The sequence below is a fragment of the Mycobacterium sp. M26 genome (assembly GCF_001494595.1).
Classification (GTDB): Bacteria; Actinomycetota; Actinomycetes; order Mycobacteriales; family Mycobacteriaceae; genus Mycobacterium.
Genome location: NZ_LN929907.1, coordinates 408,067 through 426,324, shown reverse-complemented (window position 1 = coordinate 426,324; position 18,258 = coordinate 408,067). Strand labels below are relative to the sequence as shown.

17 protein-coding genes are annotated in these 18,258 nt (G+C 66.6%); 7 read left to right on the top strand and 10 right to left on the bottom strand.

Annotated features, from left to right (window positions below):
* Positions 1-396 precede the first annotated feature (396 nt).
* The 8 genes from rplI to BN3385_RS02070 form a co-directional block, all read right to left on the bottom strand.
* Positions 397-855 (bottom strand): 50S ribosomal protein L9, encoded by a 459-nt coding sequence (gene rplI / locus BN3385_RS02105; RefSeq protein WP_059014618.1) that lies wholly within the window; start codon positions 853-855, stop codon positions 397-399.
* 17 nt (positions 856-872) lie between these two features.
* A complete protein-coding gene (gene rpsR, locus BN3385_RS02100) occupies positions 873-1,130 on the bottom strand; it encodes a 30S ribosomal protein S18 (protein WP_059014616.1) in 258 nt (85 codons plus the stop codon).
* Positions 1,131-1,190: 60 nt separating this feature from the next.
* Positions 1,191-1,694 carry a single-stranded DNA-binding protein gene (locus tag BN3385_RS02095; RefSeq protein ID WP_059014614.1) on the bottom strand — a complete coding sequence of 168 codons (504 nt, stop codon included), beginning with the start codon at positions 1,692-1,694 and terminating at the stop codon, positions 1,191-1,193.
* A 76-nt stretch (positions 1,695-1,770) separates the two neighbouring features.
* On the bottom strand, positions 1,771-2,061 hold the full coding sequence (rpsF, locus tag BN3385_RS02090; RefSeq protein ID WP_059014612.1) for a 30S ribosomal protein S6: 291 nt from the start codon (positions 2,059-2,061) through the stop codon (positions 1,771-1,773).
* 110 nt (positions 2,062-2,171) lie between these two features.
* Complete coding sequence (locus BN3385_RS02085; protein WP_059016284.1) at positions 2,172-2,810, bottom strand: DJ-1/PfpI family protein; 639 nt, start codon at positions 2,808-2,810, stop codon at positions 2,172-2,174.
* Positions 2,779-4,428, bottom strand: a complete 1,650-nt coding sequence (locus BN3385_RS02080) for a glycosyltransferase family 87 protein (protein WP_059016283.1) — start codon at positions 4,426-4,428, stop codon at positions 2,779-2,781. The genes BN3385_RS02085 and BN3385_RS02080 overlap by 32 nt, the downstream gene beginning before the upstream one ends.
* The gene (locus BN3385_RS02075; RefSeq protein ID WP_059016282.1) at positions 4,428-6,764 is read right to left on the bottom strand and encodes a transglycosylase domain-containing protein; all 2,337 of its coding nucleotides are present in this window, start codon (positions 6,762-6,764) and stop codon (positions 4,428-4,430) included. The genes BN3385_RS02080 and BN3385_RS02075 overlap by 1 nt, the downstream gene beginning before the upstream one ends.
* Positions 6,765-6,933: 169 nt before the next feature.
* Positions 6,934-7,365: a DUF5318 family protein gene (locus tag BN3385_RS02070; protein ID WP_059014609.1), complete on the bottom strand. Its 432-nt coding sequence runs from the start codon at positions 7,363-7,365 to the stop codon at positions 6,934-6,936.
* Positions 7,366-7,478: 113 nt separating this feature from the next.
* Between BN3385_RS02070 and BN3385_RS02065 the strand changes: the two genes are divergently transcribed.
* The 5 genes from BN3385_RS02065 to BN3385_RS02045 all read left to right on the top strand — a co-directional run bounded on the left by BN3385_RS02065 (position 7,479) and on the right by BN3385_RS02045 (position 13,340).
* The gene (locus BN3385_RS02065; RefSeq protein WP_059014607.1) at positions 7,479-8,333 is read left to right on the top strand and encodes a DUF1707 SHOCT-like domain-containing protein; all 855 of its coding nucleotides are present in this window, start codon (positions 7,479-7,481) and stop codon (positions 8,331-8,333) included.
* A gap of 145 nt (positions 8,334-8,478) precedes the next feature.
* On the top strand, positions 8,479-9,024 hold the full coding sequence (locus BN3385_RS02060; RefSeq protein ID WP_059016281.1) for a PadR family transcriptional regulator: 546 nt from the start codon (positions 8,479-8,481) through the stop codon (positions 9,022-9,024).
* Between the two features lie 51 nt (positions 9,025-9,075).
* Positions 9,076-10,194 (top strand): inositol-3-phosphate synthase, encoded by a 1,119-nt coding sequence (locus tag BN3385_RS02055; RefSeq protein ID WP_059014605.1) that lies wholly within the window; start codon positions 9,076-9,078, stop codon positions 10,192-10,194.
* Between the two features lie 107 nt (positions 10,195-10,301).
* Positions 10,302-11,192, top strand: coding sequence for an Rv0045c family esterase (locus BN3385_RS02050; RefSeq protein WP_059014603.1), 891 nt, complete (start codon positions 10,302-10,304; stop codon positions 11,190-11,192).
* Between the two features lie 75 nt (positions 11,193-11,267).
* Positions 11,268-13,340 carry a PhoX family protein gene (locus BN3385_RS02045; protein WP_059014601.1) on the top strand — a complete coding sequence of 691 codons (2,073 nt, stop codon included), beginning with the start codon at positions 11,268-11,270 and terminating at the stop codon, positions 13,338-13,340.
* A gap of 17 nt (positions 13,341-13,357) precedes the next feature.
* On the opposite strand, the gene BN3385_RS02040 is transcribed toward BN3385_RS02045, so the two are convergent.
* The gene (locus BN3385_RS02040) at positions 13,358-15,505 is read right to left on the bottom strand and encodes a molybdopterin-dependent oxidoreductase (RefSeq protein WP_082690238.1); all 2,148 of its coding nucleotides are present in this window, start codon (positions 15,503-15,505) and stop codon (positions 13,358-13,360) included.
* A gap of 57 nt (positions 15,506-15,562) precedes the next feature.
* Between BN3385_RS02040 and BN3385_RS02035 the strand changes: the two genes are divergently transcribed.
* Positions 15,563-16,198 (top strand): TetR/AcrR family transcriptional regulator, encoded by a 636-nt coding sequence (locus BN3385_RS02035; RefSeq protein ID WP_059014598.1) that lies wholly within the window; start codon positions 15,563-15,565, stop codon positions 16,196-16,198.
* Positions 16,199-16,254: 56 nt separating this feature from the next.
* A complete protein-coding gene (locus BN3385_RS02030; protein ID WP_059014596.1) occupies positions 16,255-17,043 on the top strand; it encodes an LLM class F420-dependent oxidoreductase in 789 nt (262 codons plus the stop codon).
* A gap of 1 nt (position 17,044) precedes the next feature.
* On the opposite strand, the gene BN3385_RS02025 is transcribed toward BN3385_RS02030, so the two are convergent.
* Entirely contained in the window at positions 17,045-18,220 is a 1,176-nt protein-coding gene (locus BN3385_RS02025) for a cytochrome P450 (RefSeq protein ID WP_059014594.1), read from the bottom strand.
* Positions 18,221-18,258: the final 38 nt, after the last annotated feature.

Sequence of the window (18,258 nt, the reverse complement as noted above, 5' to 3'; positions counted from 1 at the left end):
TCGTCGTTGGATTGATCTGCACCGCCGAGCCATCACGCTAGACGTTGCTGAGTGCACCGCAACCCCGGCCTGTTGACCAACCTGTTAGTGGTTTGTGCATAGCTGGGGACAGTGGTGTTGAGGCCTTGGGGAGAACCTGTGGATCACTGTGAAGTTTGGCGCCATCTGCCCAGCTGAGCGCACAGTAGCGCCACTTATGTTCTGTGGATGGCAAGTTGTGCGGCGTGTCGTGCCAGGTTGCGCCCTCGGGCGTGTTGTGTTGCCGGAGCTTATGCGGCAGGTTAACGGACGGTTAGGTTAGCTGTGGCTCAGCCATCCCGAAGAGTTCGCCAGAAAGACAGCAATTCCCCGGGGGCAGCCGGTAGGGCCGCCACCCGGGGAAATTGACGCTGGTGGCTAATTCGCCGCGACGACGTCCACGGTCACGTCGACGTTGACCTCGGGGTGCAGGTGCACTCCGACGACGTGGCTGCCGGTGGCCTTGATGTGGGCCTTCGGCAACTGCACGGCGCGCTTGTCGAGAGCCGGGCCGCCGGCCTTCTTGATGGCGCCGACGATGTCGTTGGCCGTCACCGAGCCGAACAGCTTGCCCGAGTCACCCGCGGCCTTCACCGGCAGCGTGATGGCGCCCAGGGCGTCGATGGCGGTCTTGATCTCAACGGCATGCTCGCGGTCGCGGACGGTCTTGGTCTCGCGCGCGCGACGGATCTCGTCGGCCTGCTTCTGGGCACCGCGCGAGGCCACGATGGCCAAGCCGCGGGGCAGCAGGTAGTTCCGGCCGTACCCGTCCTTGACCTCGACGGAGTCACCGGCCACACCGAGGTGCTCGACCTCGGCAGTCAGGATCAGCTTCATTGTCGTTACTTCCTTGTCTATCGAGCCGACGAGGTGAACGGCAGCAGGGCGACCTCACGCGCGTTCTTGACGGCGATCGCGATGTCACGCTGGTGCTGCACGCAGTTACCCGTCACCCGGCGGGCACGGATCTTGCCGCGCTCGCTGATGTAGGTGCGCAGGAGCGCAGTGTCCTTGTAATCGATGCTCTGCCCCTTCTTGGAGCAGAACACGCACTTGCGGGTCTTGACCGGCTTTTCCGGGGCAGGGCGCCGCTTCGTGGAGGATTTGGCCATGAGTCAATCTCTTTCGTTCATTCATGAGCGCGCACCGGCGCGCTGAAGGTATTTCGTGTGTCAGAAGGGCGGTTCGTCGTCGCCGCCGGCGAACGAGCCCGACGCGGGGGCGCTGCCCCACGGATCGTCGTTGGACTCAGCCGCCGCCGGACGCGAGCCGCCTCCGCCGCCGCCGCCGAAGCCGCCGCCACCACCGCCGCGCGAGGCCTTGTTGACCTTGGCGGTGGCATAGCGCAGTGACGGGCCGATCTCGTCGACCTCGACCTCGACCACCGTGCGCTTCTCACCCTCACGGGTTTCGAAGGACCGCTGCTTGAGCCGGCCGGTCACGATCACCCGGGAGCCCCGTGTCAGGCTCTCGGCCACGTTCTCGGCCGCCTCACGCCAGATGTTGCAGCGCAGGAACAGCGCTTCGCCGTCCTTCCACTCCCCGCTGGCGCGGTCGTAGATCCGCGGTGTAGACGCCACCGTGAAGTTGGCGACGGCTGCACCGGACGGGGTGAACCGCAGTTCGGGGTCGGCGGTCAGATTTCCGACGACGGTGATGGTCGTGTCACCGGCCACAAGGTCCTCCTGGCATAGGCGGGTGGATGTACCGCGAAGCCTACGTAACGGGTACGACGCTCGCGGACTTCTCCACTTAGTGCTTGTCGGTCCGCATCACCTTGGTCCGCAGCACCGACTCGTTCAGGTTGAGCTGACGGTCGAGCTCGGACACGGTGGCCGGTTCGGCCTTGAGATCGACGACGGCGTAGATGCCTTCGGCGTGCTTGGCGATTTCGTACGCCAGCCGACGACGGCCCCAGATGTCGACCTTGTCGACACTGCCGCCGTCTTTCCGGATGACGTTCAGGAACGTCTCCAGAGACGGGGCTACGGTGCGCTCGTCAAGAGTGGGGTCAAGGATGACCATGATTTCGTATGGACGCATGGGAACCTCATCACCTCCTATGGTCGTAGCGGCCACGGTCGATCCGTGGCAGGAGAGTCGCCTGCGTCGGCAACCTGGCTAGGCTACCGGAACGCGGCTGATCAGCGAAATCAGCTCCGCTGGCGGAAGTACTCGGCGGCGCGGTCCGCAACAGCCTGCGGCGCCTTGGCCAGGTCACCGCAGTCGAACGGCGGTTGCGGGTCGTACTCGATCATCAACTGGGCCGCCTGAGCTGCCTCGCGGTCCACCAGCAGCTCCACCAGCCGCAACGCCATGTCGATCCCGGACGACACCCCCGCGGCGGTGATGATGCGCTGCGGCAGGTGCTCGACCACCCGCTGCGGGGTATAAATCGCGCCGAGCGATTCCAGGAGTTCGGGGGCCCGCCAGTGGGTGGCCGCCGTCAACCCGTCCAGCAATCCGGCGGCGGCGAGCACCAGGCTGCCGGTGCACACCGAGGTGGTGAACCTCGTCTGCTGATGCACCCGTCGCACCCAGTCCAGAACCGCCTCGTCGTGAATCAGGGTGCGTGTACCGACCCCGCCGGGGAACACCAGGACATCGGGCTCGGTGACCTCGTCGAAGGTGGCGTCACAGATCAACCCGAGCATGCCGTTGTCGCTGCGGACCTCGCCGCGCTCCTTGCCCACCCAGACGATGTCGATGGACGGGATGCGCTGCAGCACCTCGTAGGGGCCGATGGCGTCCAGCGCGGTGTTACGCGGGAACAGTGCTATCGCGACTTGCATCCGGTGCTCCTTCCGGCTCGGCCGCCGGGCCCACCGGCCGGGGACGCAGCCAGCGCGGGAACCACGCCGGGTAGGCATCGGGTGCGCCGTCGAACACCCCGCCGGCGGGATCGTCGACCCGCCCGCCCCAGCGCACCAGGTCGAGTTCGGGCCGGTAGATCTGGCGGATTACCAGCGCCATCAAGGCGATCACCGCGATATCACGGATCAGGACGGTCGCGGTGAACCACTGCTCGGGCAGGCCCTTGTTGGCCTCGCCGTACAGGTACAGCATCCGCGGCACCCAGACGAGCATGTCAATGGTCATCCACGCCAACAAGATTCGCCGGTGCGGCAGCGCCAGCACGGCCAGCGGCACCAGCCACAGCGAGAACTGCGGACTCCACACCTTGTTCACCAGAAGGAACGCCGCCACGGTCAGGAACGCCAACTGCGCCACCCGGGGACGCTGCGGAGCGGTCAGGGCGATGTAGGCGATGGCAGCACAACACAGCAGGAACAGCACGGCCACAACGGTGTTGAGCACCACCGGCGGCTCCCAGAAGCCGAGGTCGCCATCGAAGCCACCCCAGCCGGTGAAGGACTTGACCACGTTGTACAGCGAGTCCATGTCATCACCACGGCGGGAGTTGAGCCGGAAGAACTCCGACCACCCGCGCGGAAACAGCAGCATGACGGGAAGATTCACCACGAACCAGGCGCCGACGGCCGCCACCACGGTGCGGGCGGCGTCGGCCACCCGGTCGGTGCGGATCGCCAGCACCACCAGCGGGATCAACAACAACGCCGGGTACAGCTTGGCCGACACCCCCAAGCCGATCAGGATGCCGGCCAGCACCGGCTTCTTGCGCGCCCAGGCCAGTAGTCCACCCACCGCCAAAGCCGTTGCCAGCGCATCGAAATTGGTGAAGATCTGGAACACCAGCACCGGCGAGGCAGCCACCAGCGCGGCATCCCAGACCCGCCGGCCGGCCAGCCAGGACGACGCCCACACCGTGGCCAGCCAGGCCAGTGCCAGCCCCAGGGCGGCGAAGTTGAAGAACATCACCACTTCGGCGATCACCGGCAGCGACATCATCTTTGCGACCGCGGTGTAGGTCTTGGCCAGCGCCATCGACACGTACTGGTAGACCCCGGTCAGCACCGGATACTCCATGTACCGGATCGCCGGCTTGCCGTCATAGCGGGTTTGCGGCCGCCCGCTGGAGTCGGTCTCGATCCAGCTGGACTTGTAGGGAAACTTGCCCTGGCTCAACAGCTCCGCGCCGTAGAGCGGCACGGTGTCGGAGTAGCAGAGTTCGTAGTAGGCGCGCTGGTTCTGCCAGTTGGCCACCCGCTTGTCGGGGGGTCCGGTACCCACGGTCTGCAGGCACGGAGCCTTGGTCGACCACCCCAACGCCAGGAACACCAGCGCGAAGATGAACATGATCCGCAGCGGGGTGAACACCCGGGTGCGCCCGATCATCGCGTGCCGGCCTACCGGTCCGCCGACGACCCCCGACAGCGCTGACCCAAGACTGTCTGTGCGACTGGGAAAGTCGCGGTCATCGGCGCTGCGCAGATCCTCGGCGAGCGGCAGCGGCGACACCGTCGAGCGCGGTTGGCCGTCCCCCTCGATCACGGCGGCGGCGGTCCCGGCGGAACAGTCGCGTTGGGATCTCCCGGCGGCAGCGGAGCCTCAGGCACCGGCGGCGGCGGTCCCGGGGGCGGGACGGTGATGGTGGTCGGCGGCCCGATCGGGATCGTGATGCCCGGTGCCACTTCGATACTCGGCTGGATCACCGTCTCCGTGGGGGGCGGCGGCGTGGTCGTCGTCGGAGGTGGTGGTGGCGGGGCAGGCACACCGGCGTACCCACCGATCTCAGTCGGCTTCGGGAACGACTCGTTGTCGGTGCCCTTCAGGGCGCCGTCCATGGTGGCCTTCCAGATGTCGGACGGGATACCCGAGCCGTACACCGGTCCGCCCCACTTGTTCACCAAAGGTTGTGTGCCGTCGGTGGTTCCGACCCACACCGCGGTGGACAGCGACGGCGTGTAGCCCACCATCCAGGCGTCGCGGTTGGCGCCGGTGTCGCCGAGCTGATTGGTGCCCGTCTTGGCGGCCGACGCTCGGCCGCCGGCCAGGTTGTGGCCGTTGGACCAGCCGGCGATCGGCTGCATCGCGGCGGTCACGTTGTCGGCGACGGCCTTCTCGATGCGCCGCTCGCCGCTGTTGTCCTGCTGGGAGGCGTCGAAGAGCACCTCGCCGCGCGAGTTGACGACCTTCTCCACGAAGTGCGGCTTGTGGTAGATGCCGGAAGCGGCCAGCGTCGCATACGCCGACGCCATATCGATCACTCGGGTCTGGTACTGCCCGAGCACGATTCCGTCATACGGCGGTCCACCCTTGCCATCCTCAGACAGGGTGTGCTCCACGCCGGGGAAGCTCTCGGCGATACCGGCCCGGTGCGCGGCGTCGGCGACGTCGGAGGGGCCGTTCTTGAGCTTGAGCATCAACCGGTAGTAGCTGGTGTTCAGCGACTGCTTGAGCGCCTCGGCGATGTTGCAGGTGCCACAGCCACCGCCCTCGACGTTGGTGATCGTCACCCCGTTCATCGTCACCGGGGAGCTGTCGACCTGATAACCCAGACCCATGCCCTGCTCGAGGGCGGCAACCAACGCGAACACCTTGAACGACGACCCGGTAGGCAGCCCGGCTTGGGCGAAGTCGAAGCCCTGGGCGTCCGATCCGCCGTAGTAGGCCTTCACCCCGCCGGTGCGTGGATCGATCGACACCACCGCCGCACGCATGTCGGGCATCTGGCCGTCGAGGTACTTCGACACCGCGTCCTCGGCGGCCTGCTGGGCTTGCGGGTCGATGGTCGTGGTGATCTGCAGGCCCTGGGTGTTCAGCGTCTGTTCGTCGATATTGAACAGGTCGAGCAGTTCCTTGGTGACCTGACGCTCGATCAGGCCGTTGGGCCCGGTGGTGACATTCTCCGAGCGGGCCAGGTCCGGCGGCACGGTGGCCGGGAAGACCTGCTGGCCGCGTTCGTCTTTGGACAGCGCACCCATCTGCACCATGCCGTCGAGCACCCAGTTCCACCGCACCGCGGCACCTTCGGGATCGACGGCGGGGTCCAGGGTTGAGGGTCGCTGGATCAGGGCGGCCAGCAGCGCACCCTCAGCCACCGTCAACTGTTCGACCGGCTTGTTGAAGTACGCCTTGGACGCCGCCGAGATGCCGTACGCGCCGCGGCCGAAGTAGATGATGTTCAGATAAGCCTGCAGCACTTCGTCTTTGGACCACTCGCGCGACATCTTCGTCGAGATCACGAGTTCCTTGGCTTTTCGGACCAGGCCGCCGACGCCGGAGCGGGCGTCGCCCACCAGAGCGTTCTTGACATACTGCTGGGTGATCGTCGAACCGCCCTGCAGGTCACCGCCGAACAGGTTGTTCTTGATCGCGCGGGCGAAACCGGTCAGCGAGAAACCCGGGTTGCTGTAGAAGTCGCGGTCCTCGGCGGCCATCACCGCGTTGCGGACGTGCACCGGCACCTGGTCGATGTTGACGTCGACCCGGTTGCCCTCGGGCGGAATGATTTTCGCCAGCTCCGAACCGTCACTCGCCAGGATGGTGGACACCTGGTTGGTCCGGAGGTCACCGGGCTGGGGAACGTCGACGATCAGATAGGCCATGCCGAAGGTGAGCAGTGGCAGGACGATGAGGACGACGGCGGCCAGATAGATGGACCGGCGCACCCACTTCCAGGAGATCTGCTGGGAGAACCGCGGCGGCCGCGGCGGGGGTGTGCCACCTCCCCCACCGCCGGTCGGCGGCGGTGGCGGCGGAAGCTTCGGCGGCGGTGTGCCGTCCAGCGCCGCCTTGACGACGTCGATGGGATCACGCAGCAGCGGTGCGGTGTCGTCGCGCACCGGTTCGATCAGCGTGGTCAGCCGATCGTCGGGCGGCACCTGCCGTCGGGGAGCACTGCGGGACGGGACCGGATCGCCGGCGGTCGAGCCGTCCGTGGTCGGGATCTTGGTGGTCGGGGTCTCCGAACCGTGCCGCGGCGCGTTGGACGCACCATCGCCCCCTGAACCCGAACGGATGTCAGTGGCTGGCCGGTCGTGACGCCCTTCGCTATTCACTGGCCGTGCGCGCGCCGGAGCGCGCCGTCTGGGTGCCGCGGCGACCACGTCCGTTGGTAGGACGTGGCGCTCCGAGCACATACGACTTGACCAAGTGATTCCATTCGCAGGTTCGGCATACCTCCACCACATGCACCGAGAACTCGTCGTACTTGGTCGCCAGCAGAACCAACTCCTCGGCGGTGCGCGCGGAGCCGGACACCGCACCCAGGTGATCGCCGAACACCCACGACACCAGGGTCAGCGGTTCCTTGCGGCAGATCGGGCACATGACCGAGCTGGTCTTCCCATGGAATTTCGCAGCGCGCAGCAGGTACGGGTTGGCGTCGCACACCTCGGTGACACCCGTGCGGCCGGAGTAGACCTCGGCCAGCAGGGAGCGTCGCCGAAGGGCGTAATCCACCACCTGTCGCTGCAGTCGCACGGGGACCAGAGTACGTGGGCTATCTGAGCACCGGCGGTTAACCGCACCCACGGGTCGACCGGATTGCCCGTCTGGTCTGCGGTCTTGGGCGGTCAACTTCTACGATCATCGACGTGGCGACCACCCAGACTGCCAGCACCCGCGCCAAGGACAGTGACCGCAACGACATCTGTCAGATCCTCGACACCGCACTGTCGGAGGGGCAGCTGTCGATGGCCGAGCACGGCGAGCGGGTGAAGGCGGCCACCACCGCCATGACGCTCGGAGACCTGCGGGCGCTGGTGTCGGACCTGCAGACCGAGAACGCCCCGGTGCAGTTGCCGACGCTGAAGAAGCCGCGCCTTCGGTCGCCGTCGGCGGGCGGCGGCTGGGGATTGCGCGCCGCGGTCGCCGGCGTGCTGGTGACGCTGGGCATCGGGATCGGCTGGGGTCTGTACGGCAACACCCCCTCGCCGTTCAACTTCACCTCCGACCCCGGCGCCAAGGCCGACGGGGTGACGCCCGTTGTGCTCACGCCGCCGCGCCAACTGCACTCGCTGGGCGGCCTGAACGGTCTGCTCGAGCAGATGAAGAAGCGTTTCGGCGACACCACCGGGTACCGGCTGGTGATCTACCCCGACTACGCCTCGCTGGACCGCCCCGACCCCGAGGACGACCGGCGCGAACTGAGCTACACCTACCGCGGGGGCTGGGACGACCCCACGTCCACGTCGAAGCCCGATAGCGCGACCGTCGTGGATTTGAGCAAGTTCGACGCCAAGGCCGTCGTCGGAATCCTGCGCGGCGCCCCGGAGACGCTCAATCTCAAGGCCTCCGACGTCAAGAGCACCTACCTGACCATCGACCCCAGTGATGACAAGACCACACCCGGGGCGCTGTCGATCTCGGTCTACGTGTCCAGCGATTTCGGCAGCGGCTACATCGAGCTCGCCCCGGACGGCACGGTCAAGCAGATCAACTACCCCTAACAGGGGTTTTGTTCACCGCGACGTCGCTGCACGTCACCTTCCCGGCACCCCTGTGTTCACCATCAAGTGGCGCTGAATATATCGGCCCGATACTATTACCGGAGGTGTCGAAGCGCCGTAACGGATGAGCAAAGGAGGTGACCCGATGCTGGAGCTGGCCATCCTGGGTCTTCTCCTGGAGTCCCCCATGCACGGCTACGAGCTGCGCAAGAGACTCACGGGCCTGCTGGGGGCGTTCCGCGCCTTCTCCTACGGCTCGCTGTATCCGGCACTGCGCCGGATGCAGGCCGACGGTCTGATCGCTGAGGACGCCCTGCCCGCCGGAACTGCGGTATTGCGCCGTGCCCGACGGGTCTACCAGCTCACCGATGCCGGCCGACAGCGGTTCACCGAACTGGTCGCCGACACCGGCCCGCAGAACTACACCGACGACGGCTTCGGCGTGCACCTGGCCTTTTTCAACCGCACACCGGCCGAAGCGCGGATGCGCATCCTCGAGGGGCGTCGTCGCCAGGTGGAGGAACGGCGGGAAGGCCTTCGTGAAGCAGTCGCGCGGGCCAGCAGTTCGTTCGACCGCTACACCCGGCAACTGCATCAGCTGGGTTTGGAGTCCAGCGAGCGGGAAGTCAAGTGGCTCAACGAACTCATCGCCGCGGAGCGGGTCGCACAGGGGCACCCGGACCAGGCTTAACGCCACACAGAACCTGAAAAAGCCAGAAGAAGTACAAGAAGGAGACCGTCCATGACTGAGCACAACGCGCCAGGAACGTCGACGGATGTGCGGGTCGCCATTGTCGGCGTCGGCAACTGCGCGTCCTCGCTCGTCCAGGGTGTCCAGTACTACCAGGATGCCGACCCGAACTCGACGGTCCCCGGGCTGATGCACGTCAAGCTCGGCCCCTACCACGTGCGCGACGTCAAGTTCGTCGCCGCGTTCGACGTCGACGCCAAGAAGGTCGGCTTCGACCTCTCCGAGGCCATCTTCGCCTCCGAGAACAACACCATCAAGATCGCCGACGTGCCGCCGACCGACGTCGTCGTGCAGCGCGGCCCGACACTCGACGGCATCGGCAAGTACTACGCCGACACCATCGAGCTGTCCGACGAGCAGCCGGTCGACGTCGTGAAGATCCTCAAGGACAACAAGGTCGACGTCCTGGTCTCCTACCTGCCGGTGGGCTCGGAAGAGGCTGACAAGTTCTATGCGCAGTGCGCCATCGATGCCGGCGTGGCGTTCGTCAACGCGCTGCCGGTGTTCATCGCCTCCGACCCGGTGTGGGCCAAGAAGTTCGAGGACGCCGGTGTGCCGATCGTCGGCGACGACATCAAGAGCCAGGTCGGCGCCACCATCACCCACCGCGTGATGGCCAAGCTGTTCGAGGACCGCGGCGTCACGCTGGACCGCACCTACCAGCTCAACGTCGGCGGCAACATGGACTTCAAGAACATGCTCGAGCGCGAGCGCCTGGAGTCCAAGAAGGTCTCCAAGACCCAGGCCGTCACCTCCAACCTGACCGGCTCGCTGGCCGGCAAGATCGAGGACAAGAACGTCCACATCGGCCCGTCCGACCACGTCGCGTGGCTCGACGACCGCAAGTGGGCCTACGTGCGCCTCGAGGGCCGCGCCTTCGGTGACGTGCCACTGAACCTGGAGTACAAGCTCGAGGTGTGGGACTCGCCGAACTCCGCCGGCATCATCATCGACGCCGTCCGCGCAGCCAAGATCGCCAAGGACCGCGGTATCGGTGGCCCGATCATCCCGGCCTCGGCCTACCTGATGAAGAGCCCGCCCAAGCAGCTCGCCGACGACGTCGCGCGCGCCGAGCTCGAAGAGTTCATCGCCGGTGGGCAGGAGCGCTAGCGACCCGGGGATTGGCAAGGGATAGCTTCTGTCGTTGAGACCGCAGTGAGATCGCGAAAGTCCCGTCGGGATGCGATCTCCCTGCGGTCTCAACGTATAAAGAGCTAGTGATCTCCGACGAGGAACTGACCGGGCTCGACGAGTTCGCCTTGCTGCCCGAGAACGCCGAACAGGCCGGGGTCAGCGGTTCGCTGCCCGCGGTGCAGCGCATCGAACGCGGTGACATCAGCGCCGTGCGCTGGGGTACTGATCCGGTCCGGGTCGTGTTCCTGCACGGCGGCGGCCAGAACGCCCACACCTGGGACACCGTGATCCTCGGCCTCGGCCTGCCCGCATTGGCGATCGACCTTCCCGGCCACGGCCGTTCGGCATGGCGCGAGGACGGTGACTACGGCCCCAAGCTCAACGCCGTCGCCGTCGAACCAGTGATCCGCGAACTGGCCTCGCAGGCCGACCTGGTGGTCGGGATGTCACTGGGTGGGCTGACCGCGATGCGCCTGGCCGTTACCGCGCCCGACCTGGTACGCAAGCTCGTGATGGTCGACGTCACGCCGTCCGCACCGGAACGCCACGAGCAGATGACCAAGGCACAGATGGGCACGGTGGCCCTGGTCCAGGGTGACCGCACCTTCCCCGACTTCCAGTCCATGCTGGAGGTGACGGTGGCCGCCGCTCCGCACCGGGATCGAAACTCGCTGCGGCGTGGGGTCTTCCACAACTCCAAGCAGAACGACGACGGCACGTGGACGTGGCGCTACGACTCGTTCCGCAAGGGCGAAGGCTTCGAGGGCCTCTGGGATGACGTGCCTGCGCTGACCGTGCCCACCACGTTGATCCGCGGTGCCAAGTCGTTCTTCGTCAACGACGAGGACGCCGACGAATTCGCCCGCACTGCACCGGGATTCCAAGCGGTGCATGTGGTGGCCGACTCCGGGCACTCGGTTCAGGGCGACCAGCCGCTGGCGCTGATCGCCCTGCTGCGCGACGTGCTCGGCTGACCCCTTTCCCTGCTGTTCACCAGTTGATTCCCAGCTGATTGCCAGCCGCTTCCCGGGCTGCCATAGCGTCGCGGCATGTCCCTGGTGCCCCTGAATCTGCTTGTCACTCATAGCGGTCGCTCCTCGCGACAGCACGTGACGTGCCGTTACAAGTGCGGTGACGCGTGCTCGCAGCCGGCGCCGAACACCAGTGACAACGAGTATTTCGGCGACATCGTCCGCCAGGCGATGTCCCGGCGATCGATGCTCCGGGCGGCAGGGGTCGCAGTCCTGGCGGTCGGTAGTGGAACCGCGCTGGCGGCGTGCTCAGGCGAGGCCACCAAGGCGGCCGAGACCAGCACGTCGGGCGCACCGCCCGCGCCGTCGGCAGGGATGAACTTCGCCGCCGTGGCCCCCAACACCGAGGACGCCGTCGTCATCCCCGACGGCTACCGGCAGTCGGTGGTGATCAGCTGGGGCGACCCGGTGATCGCCGGGGCACCCGCCTTCGACGTCAAGAATCAAAGCGCCGCGGCCCAGCGCCAGCAGTTCGGCTTCAATAACGACTTCGCCGGGCTCCTGCCGATCGAGGGCTCCCCCGGCCACTACCTGCTCGTGGTCAACCACGAGTACACCACCGAGCGGTTCATGTTCCCCGGCTACGACGAGAAGCGGCCCACCCGAGAACAATTCGACACCGCTCTGGCGGCCCACGGCCTGTCGGTGGTCGAGGTCAAACGCACCGACAAGGGTCTGCAACCAGTGCTGGGCCGGTACAACCGGCGCATCACCGGCGACTCGGTGTTCACCCTCACCGGTCCGGCGGCCGGCAGCGATTTCGTCAAGACCACCGCAGACCCCACCGGCCGCACCATCACCGGCACGATCAACAACTGCTCCGGCGGAGTGACCCCCTGGGGCACGGTGCTGTCCGGCGAGGAGAACTTCAACTCCTACTTCGGCACCGCCGAGGGCGCACAGGCGCCCACCCCGGTCCTGGCCGACCAGTGGAAGCGCTACGGCATCAAACTCAAGCCGAGCGAACGGCGTTGGGAGACCTTCGATCCCCGCTTCGACCCGACCAAGACACCGAATGAGGTCAACCGGTTCGGCTACGTCGTCGAGCTCAATCCCTGGGATCCCCAGTCGGTTCCGGTCAAGCACAGCGCGATGGGCCGGTTCAAGCATGAGGCCGCCAACATCTACCTCACCAGCGACGGCACCGTGGTGGCCTACAGCGGCGACGACGAGCGCTTCGACTACATGTACAAGTTCGTGTCGAGCAAGAAGGTGCAGCCCGGCCGCGACGCCGCAGCGATGGCGCACAACATGACCATCCTGGACGAGGGCACGCTGTACGTCGCCAAGCTCTCCAGCGATATCCCTGCCGCCCAGATCGACGGTTCGGGAACCCTGCCGGCGCAAGGGTCCTTCAGCGGATCAGGCACCTGGCTTCCGCTGCTGCGCTCCGGGCCCGGCGGGGCTGCCGAGCCACTGATTCCCGGCATGACGGCCCAGGAAGTTGCGGTGTTCACCCGCTTCGCAGCCGACAAGGCCGGCGCCACCAAGATGGACCGCCCCGAGGATTTCGAGGCCAACCCGCGCAGCGGCAAGCTGTACGTCGCGCTGACCAACAACGACGAGCGGGGCGCCCCGGGCAAGGCCGCCGCCGATGCGGCCAACCCGCGCAACGACAACAAGAACGGTCAGATCCTCGAGATCACCGATGATCACGCCGGAACGTCGTTCACCTGGGACCTGCTGCTGGTGTGTGGCGATCCCGAGGCGGCCGACACCTACTACGGCGGCTTCGACAAGACCAAGGTCAGCCCGATCTCCTGCCCAGACAACCTGGCGTTCGACGCGCACGGCAACCTGTGGATCGCCACCGACGGCAACGCGCTCGATTCCAACGACGGCCTGTTCGCCGTCGCCCTCGACGGGCCCAACCGCGGGGAGACCAAGCAATTCCTCACCGTGCCACTCGGCGCGGAGACCTGCGGCCCCGTCGTCCTCGACGACCTGGTCACCGTGTCGGTCCAGCACCCGGGTGAACACGACGACAACAGCATCGACGATCCGTTGTCGACCTGGCCGGAGGGCGGAAATGGGACCGCGCGACCGTCGGTGGTCGCGGTGTGGCGGGACGGCGGGAACATCGGCGTGTGAGCCGACGTACAGCCTTCCTACCCGACGGTGGTCGGCCCGATCGCCACCGGAACTCCGTTGAAGAACGCGTTTCCCGACGGGCGGTCGACCTGGTCGCCGCCGGACGGCGTCAGCATGTTGTAGCTGGCCCCGCCGGCAGCCACCGCCACCGACCACCCGCCCGCGTGGCCCCAGCCTTGTGTGAGCCCGACCGCTCCGACGGCGATGGCGTCGTCGAGTTCAAGTGGTACCTCGATTCGCCCCCACGGAGATCTGATCGCTATGTCGCCGGCGTTCACCGCGGCGGCAGCCGCCGTGTCGGGGTGAACGAACGCCCGGCAGCGGCGGCCACCCGACATCAGCCGCGGCACGTTGTGTAGCCACGAGTTGTGCGAACGGAGCTCACGAATCGTGAACAGCCGTAACGGGTAAGCCGCGTCATCGGTCTCAGCGCACATCCGCTGCGCCTCGGCGATCAGCTCGGGCTGGTTGAGTCGTATCCGACCATCTGATGTGCGGACCTTCTCCGCCAGCACCCCGACTGGGCAGCTTTCGGCCAAAGTCACCGCGCCTTCGGTCGACAGCAACTTCTTGCGGCTCAGACCCTTTCGGCGTAGGCCGAAGCGGTCGCCATGCGGGCCCATCCGCAACAACAGGTCCATGGCCGTCATCGGCGACAACCGAACTCCCAGCTTGGCGAGCAACTGTGCGCCGGGCGCTGCCGACGCCGCCAGACCGAGGCGGCGCGCGATCTGGTCGATGATCCACCAGTCCTCCCGCGCCTCATCCCGCGGAGGTACCACGGGGCTCACCCACTGTGCGTTGGGCTCGGTGGTCTGGCCCTGGGTGAAAATCGGAATCTGCTCGCGCTCCAACCACAGCGCCGGCGGCAAGAGCCAGTGAGCATGCCGGCTGGTCTCGGTGATGTAGGGGTCAAGGGCGATCATCACGTCCAGCCGCTCCAGTGCCGCAGCTGACTTCGCCGAGTCGGGCGCGGACGTCACGAGATTGCTCGACATGGTGATCAGTGCGCGGAGCTTTCCCGGGCCCGGTGTGGTGATCTCATCCGGCAGGCAGGCCAACGGCGCGGTGCCGTTGATCTCCGGCACACCGTCAACGCGGGTCTTCCAGCTTCCGCGGGAGGCGAGACCCATCGCCGCGGCCATGCCGTCCAGGTCGATCATCGGAAAGGGGAAGACCATGCCACCCAGCCGGTCGAGGTTTCCGGTCACGATGGCCAGTGCATCGAGCAGGAACTTCGTCAGCGTCGAGTAGCGACTCAGCGACGCCCCGCACCTGCCGTACACCGATGCGGTCGGACTCGCGGCCAGACTGCGCGCCAGGTCGGCGATCACCCCTGCGCTGATCCCGGATTCCGTTGCAGCCCGGTCGATATCGAAGTATGCCGCCAGCTGCCGCAAGCCGTCCAGGCCGCTGCATGTGCGGTTGATGGCGGCCGGATCCACCAATCCCTCGTCGAGCAGCACTCGTAGCATCGCGCCGAGCAACCACACGTCGGCCCCCGGTCTGATCGCGACGTGCTCGAACATCCGCGCGGTCTCGGTGCGGCGCGGATCCACGACGACTACCCGTCCCCCGCGCTTCGGAATCTCGCGCAACACGTCTCGGATGCGTCCGGTCGTCACCAAACTGCCATGAGAGACAACGGGATTGGCGCCAACGATCAGCGCGAAGTCGGTATGGGCAAAGTCGGGCAGGATGTTGATAGTGGTGGCGCCGTAGGTCATGTCGGCGGCTGCCCAGTAGTTGTTCACGTCGACCGAGGCCGACGCGTAGTGGTGCTTGGTCTTCAACGCCGACGCCAATCCGCTGACCGCGAGGGATCCGGTGAAGTTCCATGCCACCGGGTTCCCCCAGGCGATGCCGATCGCCTCGGTGCCGTGCAGATTCCGTACCGCGCGCAGCCGAGTGCCGATGTCCTCGAGCGCCTCGTCCCAGCTCGCGGGCGCAAACTCGCCATTGGCCAATCGGCGCATCGGGCGGGTCACGCGGTCGGGGTCACCGACCACGGCGTTGAACGACAGGCCCTTGATACAGGCGAAGCCCCGTGACGAGGGGTGATCCGCATCAGGCCGCAACTCTGTGACGGCGCCGTTGTCGACGGTGGCGATCAGACCGCAGGACGCCTCGCAGATTCCGCAAAAGGTCTTCTTCTCGACCGCCACGTCACCCCTTAATCAAACGCTGTGTTCGAACTAGAACACTATGTACAGTTAGTCGCTGTGAGGTCAAGCACCCGGCTGCGGGTCCGGCGCACGACCAGCGAAAGCCGCATACTCGAGGCTTTCCGCACCCTGCTCCGCGATGGCCGGCGTCCGGGAGATCTGGCGGTCGAGGAGATCCTCACCGCCGCCGGCGTCTCGCGATCCACCTTCTACAGCTACTTCGCTGACAAGAACGAACTGCTGACACGGGCGGCCGAGCCGGTCGTCGAGGCCTACACCCAGCTCGCCGACACGTGGTGGCAGCGCGATCAGATCGCCGGTGCGGCACCGCCGGCCTGGGACGCACTCGCCGCCCTCAACGAGCAGTTCATCGCGGTCGCCAGAGACCATCGCGAGGTCTTCCTCGCCTTGACCGAGGTGGGTGGCGCGCCGGACGGCGGTCCACTGGCCGGCATCGTCGACCGATACGCCGAACGGATCGCCGCCCGCCTGATCCGCGAACAATCCGAGGGTCTGGTCTCCGCCGACGTCATCCCCGACGTCACCGCTCGCTTCATCATCACCGCCACGATGTCCGCGATCCACGATCACCTGGCCCGGGGCCGCAGGACGGGGGACGCCGCACTGGCGCGGACACTGGGGCACGCATTCTGGTTCGCGATCTATGGCGCTCCGCCTGCATCGTCGGCGTGATCGGGGCGGCGGGAATATCAGGGTATGAGCCGACGTACGGTTCAGGTGTGACTGCTATGTCTTCGTATCCCATTCGCATCGGTGTCCAGCTTCAGCCCCAGCACTCTGACGATTACGCCCAGATCCGCGACGCGGTGCGCCGCTGCGAGGACATCGGCGTCGACGTGGTCTTCAACTGGGACCACTTCTTTCCGCTCTACGGCGACCCGGACGGTGCGCACTTCGAGTGTTGGACGATGCTCGGCGCCTGGGCCGAGCAGACCTCGCGCGTGCAGATCGGCGCGCTGGTCACCTGCAACTCGTATCGCAACCCCGAACTGCTCGCCGACATGGCCCGCACCGTCGACCACATCTCGGGCGGGCGGCTGATTCTCGGCATCGGATCGGGTTGGAAGCAGAAGGACTACGACGAGTACGGCTACGAGTTCGGCACCGTCGGCAGCCGCCTCGACGACCTGGCCCAGGCCCTGCCCCGGATCACCTCACGGCTGGCCACACTGAATCCCGCTCCCACCCGCGAGATCCCGATCCTGATCGGCGGGCAGGGTGAGCGCAAGACGCTGCGGTTGGTGGCCGAGCACGCCCATCAATGGCACAGCTTCACCAACGCCGAGACCTACCCGGGCAAGGCTGCGGCACTGGACAAGCACTGCCAGGACGTCGGCCGTGACCCGGCCACCATCGAGCGTTCCTCGGGCGTGGAAGGCCGGGACGCCGAGACTCTGGCCGCTAACGCCGAGGCGCTCGCCGCGCTGGGCGTGACGCTGATGACCGTCGGCTGCGACGGACCGGATTACGACCTCAGCGCCGCGCAGGCACTGATCCGGTGGCGCGACAGCCGCTGAGTCAGCAGGGTTCGAATTCCAGCGGCAGCGATTCCAGGCCGAGCGTGCCGGCGGGCCAGAGCGTCTTGGCTTCGCCGGCCAGCCGGTACTCGGGAATGCGGGCGTGGAATTCCTCGATGGTGAGCCGCAATTCGCGCCGCGCCAGGTGGGAGCCGAGGCAGCGGTGGATGCCGCCACCGAAGCCCAGGTGTGTCGGTTTGGCCGTGAGGTCCATCTCGTGGGGATGCTCGGCTGCCGACGGCACCTCCCGGTTGGCGGTACCGAGCAGCAGCATCACCTGGGAATCTGCGGGGATCGTGACGCCTTCGACCTCGACATCCCGGGTGGTCCGCCGCGGAACCCCGGGCACCGGACCGTCGAGGCGCAGCACTTCCTCGACGAAAGGCGAGATCAACGCCGGATCGTCGATCAGCTTGCGCCGCAACGCCGGATCCTTCGCCAGGGTGAGCAGCGAGTAGCCGATCGCTCCGGTGACGGTGTCCAGTCCGGCCAGCACGATCAGGAAACACAGCCCGAGGATTTCCTCGTCGGTCCAGGCGTCGTCGCCGTCGATGGCCAGGATCGCACTGAGCATGTCCTCGCCGGGGTGGCGCCGCTTGGCCTCGAGTTGTTCGGCCAGGAAGCCGAATAGCGCCATGCTGCACTCGATCACCCGCGGTGTGGGCTCGTCGCCGAGTGAGGAGACATTGGCTTCCTTGATGATCCCGTAGGTCCAGTCGAGGAACTGCGGTAGGTGCTCGAGCGGCAGCCCGAACAGCGTGAGGATCGCCTGGGTGGGGAACTTGTAGGACAAGTCCTCGACCACGTCGCAGCGGCCCAATGGGGCGAACTGGTCGATGTGGCGGCGCAGCTGCGCGCGAAGATCGGCGTCCATCGCGTCCATGCGTTTGGGCCCGAACATCGGGTCGAGTACCCGCCGATAGTCGGCGTGCTTGGGCGGGTCGATGGCAAGCGGAATCATCTTGATGGCATTGGCCACACCGTCGAACGCCTTCTCCGAGGAGAAGATGTCCGGATTCTTCTGGGCGAAGCGCACCCCGTCGTAGCTGGCGATGATCCAGGTCGGTCCGACCCGGTACACCGGTCCGGGACGGCGTAGGTACTCCATCGCGGCCGTGCGGTCCTGCGCCATCGGCGTGCCCACATAGAAGTCGTCCGGCAGTTCGGTCGTGGTCATGCGCGTAGCGTAACGAGACTGTCAGTCTTGTTTGTGAC

Coding starts and splice junctions, on each gene's coding strand:
- rplI (WP_059014618.1), bottom strand. CDS start 855: ATGAAGCTGATCCTGACTGCCGAGGTCGAGCACCTCGGTGTGGCCGGT.
- rpsR (WP_059014616.1), bottom strand. CDS start 1,130: ATGGCCAAATCCTCCACGAAGCGGCGCCCTGCCCCGGAAAAGCCGGTC.
- rpsF (WP_059014612.1), bottom strand. CDS start 2,061: ATGCGTCCATACGAAATCATGGTCATCCTTGACCCCACTCTTGACGAG.
- BN3385_RS02085 (WP_059016284.1), bottom strand. CDS start 2,810: ATGCAAGTCGCGATAGCACTGTTCCCGCGTAACACCGCGCTGGACGCC.
- BN3385_RS02060 (WP_059016281.1), top strand. CDS start 8,479: ATGCTGGAGCTGGCCATCCTGGGTCTTCTCCTGGAGTCCCCCATGCAC.
- BN3385_RS02055 (WP_059014605.1), top strand. CDS start 9,076: ATGACTGAGCACAACGCGCCAGGAACGTCGACGGATGTGCGGGTCGCC.
- BN3385_RS02045 (WP_059014601.1), top strand. CDS start 11,268: ATGTCCCTGGTGCCCCTGAATCTGCTTGTCACTCATAGCGGTCGCTCC.
- BN3385_RS02030 (WP_059014596.1), top strand. CDS start 16,255: ATGTCTTCGTATCCCATTCGCATCGGTGTCCAGCTTCAGCCCCAGCAC.
- BN3385_RS02025 (WP_059014594.1), bottom strand. CDS start 18,220: ATGACCACGACCGAACTGCCGGACGACTTCTATGTGGGCACGCCGATG.